Raw genomic sequence first — 10,499 nt, 5'->3', positions numbered from 1 at the left:
GGCAGCGGGAGCAGCCGCCACAGCCCACGCAACCGCTATGTCGCCGATGTGTTGAACCAAGCGGGCGTTGCCACGCTGCTGCTCGACTTGCTCACCCCCGACGAGGAACGCAACCGCGCCAACGTCTTTGACATTGAGCTGCTGGCCCGGCGGCTCGTTGATGTCTCGGGCTGGCTGGCAGGCCAACCCGATACCGCGGCGCTGCCGATGGGCTATTTCGGCGCCAGCACCGGGGCAGGCGCGGCGCTGGTGGCCGCCGCCGACCCCGGCGTGAAGGTGGCAGCGGTGGTGTCTCGCGGTGGCCGGCCCGATTTGGCTGGCGAGTCGCTGACCAAGGTGCATGCGCCGACGCTGCTGATCGTGGGTGGACGCGATGATTTGGTGCTGGAACTGAATCGACGAGCCCGGGCGATGATGCCCGGCGAGAGCAAGGTTCTCGTGGTCCCGGGTGCTACGCATCTCTTCGAGGAGCCAGGCACGCTCGAGCAAGTTGCGGCGCTGGCCCGCGATTGGTTCATCGATCATCTGAGCACACCGGGCGCAGCCAAATCCGCGTGAAAGCGATGGCGCTCTAGTCGAGTGCGTGGATGAGCTGGCGTGCCACATGGTGGATCTGCCTGTATGCCTGCAGTTGGATGGGCGAGTCCTCGAGGCGGGGGATCGCCATTGTGGTGGTGACAACCGCGGGCTCTTCGGGTTCCCACCGGGCGTTGAATTTATCTCCCAACGCGCGGGCGGCTCCGTTGTCGGCCAGCAATAGGGCATGGAACTGCTTGATGTCATCGACGCAGGCCGTAACCGCGAGCGCACCCAGCAGCAACGTGCCGATGCCGCGGCCCTGATAGGCGTCTGCGACGGTGAGCGCGATCTCGGCTGAGGCAGGGTTATCTGTGTCGCGGATGAAGCGGGCATCGCCGGCGATGGGCCCGTCGAGACCATCGGTCACCACCCACACGAAGTGGTCGACGTAGTCGACCTCGAATAGGTAGGCCAGTTGCGCCTTCGTGGGAGCGCCGCCGGATAAGAAACGCCGGTACAAGGTTTCCCGCGAGAACGCCGCACTACCCTCGACGAAGCGCTCGGCGTCGCCGGGCAGCACAGGACGTAGGAACAGTTCGGTGCCGTCTTTGGCCGTGACCGGGATCGGGGTGATAAGTGCGGCCAATCGCTGCCGGGCTGTGCGGACCATCCGCTCGGCAAGGATTGGCATGGCGAGCATGCATTCGAAAGCGTCGTGGTAGCCGAGATAGCCGCGTACGTCATCTTTCGCCGTCACGGTCGCGGTCCTGAGCCTATGTCGCAGCAAACCGATTTCCCCGACGATCAGCCCCGCCGGCAACTCCGCCAGGAGAACCTGTCCGTCCGGTCCGACGTGTTTGATCTCAACTCGGCCCGACGCGATGATCGCAAACGACACTGCCTCCTGGCCCTGCCGCATCAACACCTCACCGGCGACCGCGTGCAGCGGCTGAAGCTTGGCCGCAAGTACCACGAGGTCGCCGGCGGGGATACCGGCAAAGAACTCGAGCGAGCCCAATTCCTTGCCAGCTGCGACCTTTACTCCGGCCATGTCGACGCATTCAGCTGGCCACCGCGCCGTGGCACTGGTATCCGCGGGGCAGGACGCGCGCGCCGACGAGTAGCCATCGACTTTGCAATTCGATGAGCCAGAATCGTTCCATCCAACGACGGTGTCTGCGCGAAATACACCGCCGCGCAGATCGTGCACGGCTCGGCGACGAAAGACGCATCTCGAAAGTTGCTGATCATCCGCAAATCCGCTGCACTTCTCCTCGGCCGCATCGGGTGTCATCGCTATGGCCGCGCCGCTTTATCCCTGTGTCGACATACCGCTGTGCGCGGACGTGACAATCGGCGAGTGCGGTGTCCATCGGAACCGGTAGGTACGACGAAGACCAGACCATTGCGCCATGCCTGATCGACGGCCTGCGATTGACGACGGTATGGCGGATAACTCAGTGGCTGGTGATGGCCGTCTGCGAGCAAATGGCCTTCACGAACTGGGCGATCGCATGTTCGGGAAGATGGCGTGCGATATCGGCTTCGCTGACGATTCCCACCAAGCGGTGGTTGTCGATGACCGGTAGCCGGCGAATCTGATGTTCCTCCATGACGTTGAGCATCTCTTCAATACTGGCCCCAGCGTCGACACGATAGGTGTTGCCCTGGGCCAGCTCACCTGCGGTAACGGCATTCGGGTCGCGCCCGGACGCGATGCACTTGATGACGATGTCGCGGTCGGTGATCATTCCGTGCAGTCGGTCATCGTCGCCGCAGATCGGCAGGGCGCCGACACCGAGATCACGCATTTGCTCGGCTGCGGCGGTCAGTGTTTCGTGCTCGCCGACACAGGTGGCTCTGGCATGCATGATTTCACGCGCAGTGGTCATAACTTTCTCCCTAACTTCTGGATCTATTGGCCGATAGTCGGAACCTAGGGTGATAGGCCGGGAACCTGTAGGGCCATTGGGCCCTTCGTGAGAACAACTTGGGACGCGGCAGTGGTGCATGTCCGCCGTTGATCTGCACACGCTCCGACACGCACTACTCCGATCCCGATAGCCATCGGCGGATGCAGCATCGACGGTGCCCATTGGCGAATGATCTCGGTTGTCGTGAAAGCCGCTGTCCGACACCAGTATTCAAAAAGGAGAATGCAGACGCCCCGGTGCGCTGGCGCCGAGACTGCGACAACTCGAACTGCGCCTGATGGCATGCGCGCTTGGGGTGGCGGCCCATGACGCGGGGATCTGTTTCAGCTACCTGTTTTTCGATCAGGGGTCATCCGGGCTTGCATTGAACGCATCAGCGCGTTACACGCGGCGTTGTACTACATCCGGCTCATCGAAAAAGACACGGCGGTTCGAATCCTGTCCGCCGACCCGGGAACACGCTGCAGCGTCGACGGCAGCGCCGCGTTGGCGATCACTCGTGGCGCGGCCGAGCCCAAAGACGTGTCCGTCTTGGGCTGCTAACCGATGCGGCGAGGGACCTTTGGCCATCCACGTTGGTGACGTGATACCCCTCCCGCCGACGTGCCCCACGTGTGCACGATTGAACTCCCAAGAAAGGAAAAGCGGATGAAGGCAAAGGTCGGTGACTGGCTGGTGATCAAGGGCACCACAATCGATCAGCCAGACCAACGGGGGCTGATCACCGAGGTTCACTCAGAAGATGGCACACCACCGTATGTGGTGCGATGGCTTGCAACCGACCACCAGGCGACCGTTTTTCCGGGTGCCGACGCGGTCATAGTCACGGCTGCGGAGCAAGCGGACGCCGACGAGCATGCGCAACATCGGTTCGGCGCCGTCCAGTCGGCCATCTTCCATGATCAGAGCAGGTAGGACGCTTTCGGATAAGGCGATGAAATCGGCGTCGACGCCCGGGTGGCCGGCGCAGGTTCGGCGCCGCGATGGGACGTTCACTTCCTTCGATGTCAGACGGATTGAGGCAGCGATCGCGCGCGCCAGCCGCGAGGTGGGTTATGACGACCCCGACATGCCGGCTGCGCTGGCTAGGGCGGTTGCCGACACGCTGGGGCCCGCAATTGCGTCCATCGAACGGATTCAGGATTTTGTGGAGGCGCGGCTCGGTGAAGCCGGCCTGGACGATGTCGCCCGCGCCTATATCGTCTACCGGCAGCGGCGCAACGAGCTGCGCATGGCAAAAGCTCTGCTCGGGGTACGCGACGAGCTAAAGCTGGGCCTGTCCGCCGTGGTGGTGCTGCGGAAACGCTATCTGCTGTGTGACGAGCAGGGTCGGCCGACCGAGTCGACCGGCGAGATGATGGACCGGGCGGCGCGCTTTGTCGCGGGCGCGGAGGACGGGTACCGGCGCGGCACGTCGGCGCGGTGGGCCGAACGCTTCTCGGCACTGTTGCGCAACCTTGAGTTCCTGCCGAACTCGCCCACGCTGATGAACGCGGGCACCGACGTCGGATTGCTCGCCGGATGTTTCGTTTTGCCCGTGGCGGATTCGCTGCACTCGATCTTCACGACCCTTGGACATGCTGCCGAGATCCAACGCACTGGCGGGGGCGTTGGTTACACCTTCAGCCACCTGCGACCCGCCGGGGATCGAGTGTCCGTTACGGCCGGCACCGCGAGCGGACCGAATTCGTTTCTTCGGCTGTATGACACCGCGGCGGACGTGGTTTCGATTGGCGGTCGTCGCCGCGGCGCATGCATGGCGGTGCTCGACGCGTCACACCCGGATATCTATGACTTCGTCACCATCAAAGCCGAAAGAGGCAGCGAACTTTCGCATTTCAACCTGTCGGTCGGAGTCACCCACGCGTTCCTGCGCGCTGTCGAACGCAACGGCACACACCGACTAGTCAACCCGCGAACCGGTAAGACCGTCGCGCGGATACCTGCCGCCGAGCTGTTCGGCGCCATCTGCGAAGCTGCGCACGCATGCGGCGATCCCGGGCTTGTGTTTCTCGACACGATCAACCGGGCCAACCCAGTGCCGGGACATGGCCGAATTGAGGCGACCAATCCGTGCGGGGAGGTTCCGCTGCTGCCCTACGAGTCATGCAACCTCGGCTCGATCAACCTAGCCCGGATGGTTGCTGATGGTGGCGTCAACTGGGACCGGCTGGCCGTGGTGGCGGGGCTGGCGGTGCGGTTCCTCGACGACGTCATCGATGTCAGCCGCTACCCATTCCCCCAGCTGGATGAGGCCACCCGGGCGACCCGCAAGATCGGGCTGGGTGTGATGGGTTTGGCCGAACTACTTGCCACACTGGGCATCCCGTACGACAGCGAGGATGCCGTGCGGTTGACCGGCCAGGTTATGCGTCACATTCAGCAGGAGGCACACACGGCGTCGAGGCGGCTGGCAGACGACCGGGGCTCGTTCCCCGCTTTCGCCGACAGCAGGTTGGCGCGTTCAGGGCCGCAGCGAAACGCACAGGTCACCTCCGTCGCTCCGACCGGTACCATCTCGCTGATCGCCGGCACCACCGCCGGGATCGAGCCGATGTTCGCCATTGCCTTCACGCGCGCTATCGTCGGCAGGTACCTGCTGGAGGTCAACCAGTGCTTTGACCGGCTGGCCCGCGACCGAGGCTTATACAGCGACGAGCTGATTGCCGAGATCGCACAGCGCGGGGGAGTGCGCGGCTATCCGCAGCTGCCGGCCGAGGTACGGTCGGCGTTCCCGACCGCAGGTGAGATTGCCCCGGCGTGGCATCTGCGCGTACAAGCCGCCGCGCAGCGTCACGTCGACGCCGCCGTTTCCAAGACGATCAACTTGCCCGCGACCGCAACTGTCGATGACGTCCGCTCGATCTACCTGGCCGCCTGGAAAGCAAAAGTCAAGGGAATCACGGTTTATCGGTACGGTAGCCGCGGCGGCCAGGTATTGACCTACGCCGCGCCACAACCGGTACTGGCCCAGGCCGACACCGAGTTCAGCGGCGGCTGCGCTGGGCGATCCTGCGAATTCTGACGACATTTCCTAGCAGCGCGCACACGCAGACCCGCACTCTTGAGCCATGTTTCGTTCGATCCCGCTGAGCGCCGTATCGTCCGCCGCAAATTGTTCACGACCGATCGGCTTGTTATGCGATGGAACCCGTTGATGTTTTGTCTAGCCGGTGAACCCGCTGGCCGCGGCGTAGCGCAGCAATGCGCCGATCCCGTCGGCGGGTGCTATCCGGTTGTCGGCCCGAACCAATGCGGCGCCAATCGCAATAGCGGCGAATGGCAATGCCTCATCCGCGCGTACAACGCGTTCCACCGGTTCCCCGAGCTCGGATAGCACATCAGGATCTGGCGCGACGGTACTGCGGGCCTTGCCGGTAACCACCGTGGCATCGCCGAGCTCACCGACGACCAGTGTGTCGACATCGCCGTCACGCAGCGCCGCACATACCGGGCCCAACCCTTCGGTTGCCAGCCCCGACCCGCGGCCGATTTCCGCTTGGAACCGTTCCGCGATGTCTGCGTTCTCGACGCACCGGCGCCGAGCGAACTCTGCGGCCGTTAGATCCCGGATCTCGTCCTCATCGAGACTGCTTTTGCGTGCTCCGGCGTGCAATTGCGAGACACGGTGCGCCACGCGCTCCGGCAACGCGGAAACCAAGTCTGTGCGGGAACGCAGCTCGCCGCACACGAACACCACCTCAGGGTCCGTTTCATCCACCAGCCGCGTGAGGTAGTCGGCGACCGCGCGGACGTTCATCCGGACGGCTTCGTCGGTGGTGTGCTGCAAGTCGCCGTAGCCGCTCCAGCCGGCGGTGACCGGCTTGTGCACCGGATAGCCACCACCGTCGACGCTCATGGACCTGACGGTGTCGTCCTGATACAGCATCACGTCCGCACCCGCGTGGTTCACCGCAGCGAATACATATGTGGGTCGCCACATCTCGAGTTCAATCAACGGCACGATGTAGGGGTAATCCGACCAGCGGGTGATCGGGGCTGCCGGTGGGCTGATCAGGTATTCGTCGACAAGCAGCTGCTCGCCGGTTGCGATCAGCGCGCGGCCGCGCCGGCCCACAGCCGGTCGATGGTGTAGGACGGCATCTTCAAGCCTGCCAATGACTTCAGCGTCCGCTCCCTGTGCCTTGAGATGTTTGCTGAGGTCGCGCCATTTGGCTTCGAGTTGCTCGACAGCATCTCGAGTGTCGTGCGAGTCGTCGAAAAAGACTGAGGCGAACTGACCTTGCGCGTTGACCAGCGATCGGAGGTGTTGTGATCGCATGTCGTCCCCGCTTTCTCCTCTGGCTTGTCTGGGTATGTGGCTGGCTTCTCGCAACGGTATTAAGTGCGAGAAGCGCGCCGGGAGAGCCATTAGCCACCAAGTAGAGGTCTTTGGTCTCCTTGCGTTGGCGTTGGTGGTCTTGCTGGCAGTGCTTCCGCGGTCGCAATGGCGCTGGCGGGTGGCCCAGGGCACCGTCCGGCTGCTGGCCGGTCTTACTGGGACTGCGGTCAGTGTGCTTGGCCGCCAACGCATCCCGCCAGGAACCTCCATTGTCGTTGCCAACCACTCGAGCTGGCTCGACGCAGTGTGCTCGACTTTCCGCGACGAGGCGCGGTCGGCATCGTGATCGGCGAGCCGGTCCAGCCTTCGGCACAGACTGGGCTGCTGCGGCAATAGAGCTGCAACGTGCTGCCCGAGACGCCGTCCTGCGTATCTCAGGCGAGCCGGACGCCGAATGACCTGGCTACAAACATCTCTATGCGAAAACAGCCGACCGGAAGCTGGCCGGAAGCAGCGACTAACCCGGAAGTGGTCGCGGTATATGTCAGCTCAGAGGCGTTAGTCCCCGGCGGGAGTGGCCATAGGACCCTTCAGCGCGCCGGCGTATCGCCACAGACTCGATGACATGCAATTGGTCCATGATCGTGCGGATGCTGGACGTCGATTGGCCCAATGTCTGGAGTCATTCCGCGGCCAGGATGTCGTTGTATTGGCCCTGCCACGCGGCGGGGTGCCAGTAGGCTTCGAGGTCGCCAAGGCGCTGCGAGCGCCGCTTGACGTGCTTGTGGTGCGCAAGCTCGTGGTGCCGTTCCAGTCCGAATTGGCCTTCGGTGCCATCGCTGAGGGTGGGGCGCGGGTGATCAACGATGCAGTGCTGGAACAGACCGGGCTGACCGATGCAGAGATCGCCGACGTAGAAGACGTAGAACTTGCCCGGCTACGGTGGCAAGTCCACCTTTATCGTCGTGGGCGCGAACGTGTTCCGGTCGCCGGGCGGCTGGCGCTGATCGTTGACGATGGGTTTGTCACCGGGGCGACGGCCAAGGCGGCGTGCCAGGCGGTTCGTGCGCAGGGGGCCGACCGGATTGTGATCGCCGCGCCGGTGGGCTCTCCAGATGCCGTTGACATACTGCGCTCGTGCGCCAATGAAGTGGTGTGCCTGGAAACACCCGCGTTCTATTTTTACGCCGCGGTCGCCCAGGGCTACCACAGGTTCCGCAAGACGTCCGACGACGAGGTGATCGCGTTGCTCGATGAGGCGAGCGATGGTTTCCCGGATGTCGGCGCCAGCGACAGCGATGCCAGCCCGACGCTGCACGATGAGCAAGGTCGAGTGATCGATGGACCGGTATCGGTGGCAGGACATCTCACCATCCCGGAGCGTCCGACCGCTAAGCGTCGCGCAATAGATTAGGAAGCCAGTATGGCCTTCTTCAAGGTGGTAGCGCTTGACCTTGATGGCACGCTCACGTCGCGAGGCGAGCTCTCCGCCGAGGCCTTGGATGCCATCGACGAGGTTCGACGAAACGGAGTAGTGGTCATCCTTGTCTCCGGCCGGATCGCATCGGAGTTGCACGCCGAGTTTCCCCAGATTGCCGACCACGTCGACGCGTTGGTGCTCGAAAACGGGGCGGTCGCAGTTGTCGATGGAACGGCTCGTGCACTATCGACGCCCGTGGATGCCGCATTCGACGACGTGCTCACCGATCGGGGCGTGCCGCACCGACGCGGAGAGGTGCTGGTGGCCGTTGATGGTGAGCATGCGGCAACCGTGCTGGAAGTGATCAGCGAGCTGGGCCTTGACTGCCAGATGGTGCGCAACCGGGCTTCGTTGATGGTGCTGCCCGCAGGAGTGACGAAAGGCACGGGGCTGCGTTGGATGCTCAGGGAGCTGGATGTCTCGCCGCACAACGCCATCGCGGTCGGCGACGCCGAGAACGACCTGTCGTTGTTCGGGATGGCTGAAATCGGTGCCGCTGTGGCCAACGCTGTACCTTCCGTTAGAGAACACGCCGATCTGGTCCTGGAGGCAGAAGACGGGGCTGGTGTTGCCAGCCTGCTGACCGGGCCCTATCTGACGGGGGCACAACGCTTGTGTCCTCCACGGCGGTGGATCGAGATCGGCACCTTCGACGACGGCACGCCGGCGCGAATACCAGGCAGTCAGGCCAGGATCCTGGTCACCGGCCCTGCCGGGTCGGGTAAGAGTTACCTGGTTGGGCTGATCGCAGAGCGATGGATCTTGGCTGGCTACTGCATTCTGGTCATAGACCCTGAAGGCGACCACACCGAATTGCAGGATCTGAGCCAGGTGCATGTTGTCGATGCCCGCCACTACCTTCCTGAGCCGACAGAATTGGTCAATACGCTGCTACATCCAGACAGCAGCATTGTGTTGGATGTGTCGGTGCTCGCCGAGCGCGACAAACTTGACTACCTGCATCGATTGCGCTCGACGGTGGAAGCGCATCGCGAACGCCATGGGTTCCCACACTGGGTGATCTACGACGAGGCGCATCTACTCGGCAACAAGCAGGCAGCCCGATGGCTACGGCGAGAGGGCTACGTAATGTCGACGTTCGCACCGGCATCGCTACCGGCCCACGAGATCGACAGTACTGACGTAGTGCTCGAGCTCGCGCACGATGAAACCCCTGGGGGAGTCCCTTCTAAGACGCTCCCGCGGGACACGTTACGTCTTGGTTCCGGGCCTGCTCGTCCGCTCACCCTCGCTGATCGCCGGACCACACACGTACGTCACCGGCACAAATACGCCGACGTGTCGTTGCCCCGTCAGCGGCAGTTCTACTTTCAGCCGGTAGACGGCCAGTACATCGCTCCAGCCGCGACGATGCACGACTTCCGTAGCGCGATAAAGCATTTGGACCCAGAATCGCTTCGCTACCACCTCGAACGGGGTGATTTCTCCCGCTGGCTGGATGGCACCATCGCCGACAAGGACTTCGCCGCGCACGTGGCGGCATGGGAGGACGAGTTGCTGGCGCATCAAGCCTCGGACCTAGAACGAATACGCCACCGGCTAATCCAGGCTGTGGAGGAAAGGTATCTCGATACCCAAGACAAAAATTGAGAAGGTCATAATCACAGCGGCTTACGCCGATGGTTAGGTGGGTCTTTGTGCCGTGCAGGGGTGATTCACCTGAGCGCAGCCCATACAGTTGTGGTTTGGCCCGCCGAATGACCACACTGAGGTACGTCAGGTTCTCGGTCCTCAGTTCGCCTCTTCCTCGGAGGTGGGCGTTCGCGTTCAGGCTCCTTATCTTCCTCGCGCCGGCGAAAATACGTCTCGGCGCTGAGTAGGTGCTTGATGACTTCGAGATAACGGTTGTTAGCCATGTCGACTCCTTACCTGTGGCCAACAGGTGTATGCGATCCCTGCACGATAAGTGTTCGCCCATCGAGGGCATGGTCGAAAGACCTGCGGGGATTGGCAGTGACTTTTGTTGGCGGTCTGGGGACTTTCGGCCCTTCGCCACGGGCCCATATCGCAGACATTGTTGAGATTGCCGGGAAATCCGGTGATCTGCCCGAAGTCCCGCCGTTCGCGGTTCGTTGAGAACCGGTTTGACCCACCGTCACAAGACGGGGATGCGGCCTTCGGGCTGAACCGCCCCGGTGAGTCCGGAGACTTTCTGATCTGAGAACTCAGCCGGCGGCTGGTCTCCGGTGTTGAGCGTAATAGGCAGTCTCCAGTTCGACAGGTGGGACGTCGCCGCAGTACTCGTAGAGGCGGCGGTGGTTGA

Annotated in this window: 9 protein-coding genes; 6 read left to right on the top strand and 3 right to left on the bottom strand. The window is 63.1% G+C overall.

All coding sequences use genetic code 11. The features are described from left to right. A partial coding sequence (locus VKI00_RS22105) for an alpha/beta hydrolase (protein ID WP_324441244.1) occupies positions 1-558 on the top strand: 558 nt, incomplete at its 5' end. A gap of 13 nt (positions 559-571) precedes the next feature. Here the strand turns inward: VKI00_RS22105 and VKI00_RS22100 are convergent. Both VKI00_RS22100 and VKI00_RS22095 read right to left on the bottom strand, forming a co-directional pair. Next, a complete protein-coding gene (locus VKI00_RS22100; RefSeq protein WP_324441242.1) occupies positions 572-1,570 on the bottom strand; it encodes a GNAT family N-acetyltransferase in 999 nt (332 codons plus the stop codon). Positions 1,571-1,976: 406 nt separating this feature from the next. Next, positions 1,977-2,411, bottom strand: a complete 435-nt coding sequence (locus VKI00_RS22095) for a CBS domain-containing protein (protein WP_324441240.1) — start codon at positions 2,409-2,411, stop codon at positions 1,977-1,979. A 690-nt stretch (positions 2,412-3,101) separates the two neighbouring features. On the opposite strand from VKI00_RS22095, the gene VKI00_RS22090 reads away from it, so the two are divergent. Together VKI00_RS22090 and VKI00_RS22085 are read left to right on the top strand one after the other, a co-directional pair. Beyond that, on the top strand, positions 3,102-3,368 hold the full coding sequence (locus VKI00_RS22090; RefSeq protein ID WP_324441238.1) for a DUF1918 domain-containing protein: 267 nt from the start codon (positions 3,102-3,104) through the stop codon (positions 3,366-3,368). Positions 3,369-3,387: 19 nt separating this feature from the next. Next, a complete protein-coding gene (locus tag VKI00_RS22085; RefSeq protein ID WP_324441236.1) occupies positions 3,388-5,478 on the top strand; it encodes an adenosylcobalamin-dependent ribonucleoside-diphosphate reductase in 2,091 nt (696 codons plus the stop codon). Between the two features lie 141 nt (positions 5,479-5,619). On the opposite strand, the gene VKI00_RS22080 is transcribed toward VKI00_RS22085, so the two are convergent. Continuing rightward, entirely contained in the window at positions 5,620-6,735 is a 1,116-nt protein-coding gene (locus VKI00_RS22080; protein ID WP_324441234.1) for a hypothetical protein, read from the bottom strand. A 124-nt stretch (positions 6,736-6,859) separates the two neighbouring features. Here VKI00_RS22080 and VKI00_RS22075 point away from each other — a divergent pair, with 124 nt between their 5' ends. From VKI00_RS22075 to VKI00_RS22065, 3 genes are all read left to right on the top strand, one after another. After that, a complete protein-coding gene (locus VKI00_RS22075) occupies positions 6,860-7,081 on the top strand; it encodes a hypothetical protein (RefSeq protein WP_324441232.1) in 222 nt (73 codons plus the stop codon). 279 nt (positions 7,082-7,360) lie between these two features. Next, positions 7,361-8,149, top strand: a complete 789-nt coding sequence (locus tag VKI00_RS22070; RefSeq protein ID WP_324441230.1) for a hypothetical protein — start codon at positions 7,361-7,363, stop codon at positions 8,147-8,149. Between the two features lie 9 nt (positions 8,150-8,158). Further along, a complete protein-coding gene (locus VKI00_RS22065) occupies positions 8,159-9,826 on the top strand; it encodes an HAD hydrolase family protein (protein WP_324441228.1) in 1,668 nt (555 codons plus the stop codon). Positions 9,827-10,499 lie beyond the last annotated feature (673 nt).

Origin of the sequence: Mycobacterium sp. (assembly GCF_035314665.1) — a bacterium.
In the GTDB taxonomy this organism is placed as follows: domain Bacteria; phylum Actinomycetota; class Actinomycetes; order Mycobacteriales; family Mycobacteriaceae; genus Mycobacterium.
Note: the sequence above shows the minus strand (reverse complement) of the source record. Positions and strands in the feature narration are given on the sequence as shown.

What these genes read in the sequence shown, in the direction of transcription:
- VKI00_RS22100 (WP_324441242.1), bottom strand. Translation starts at nt 1,570, where the DNA reads ATGGCCGGAGTAAAGGTCGCAGCTGGCAAGGAATTGGGCTCGCTCGAG.
- VKI00_RS22095 (WP_324441240.1), bottom strand. Translation starts at nt 2,411, where the DNA reads ATGACCACTGCGCGTGAAATCATGCATGCCAGAGCCACCTGTGTCGGC.
- VKI00_RS22090 (WP_324441238.1), top strand. Translation starts at nt 3,102, where the DNA reads ATGAAGGCAAAGGTCGGTGACTGGCTGGTGATCAAGGGCACCACAATC.
- VKI00_RS22085 (WP_324441236.1), top strand. Translation starts at nt 3,388, where the DNA reads ATGAAATCGGCGTCGACGCCCGGGTGGCCGGCGCAGGTTCGGCGCCGC.
- VKI00_RS22080 (WP_324441234.1), bottom strand. Translation starts at nt 6,735, where the DNA reads ATGCGATCACAACACCTCCGATCGCTGGTCAACGCGCAAGGTCAGTTC.
- VKI00_RS22070 (WP_324441230.1), top strand. Translation starts at nt 7,361, where the DNA reads ATGCAATTGGTCCATGATCGTGCGGATGCTGGACGTCGATTGGCCCAA.
- VKI00_RS22065 (WP_324441228.1), top strand. Translation starts at nt 8,159, where the DNA reads ATGGCCTTCTTCAAGGTGGTAGCGCTTGACCTTGATGGCACGCTCACG.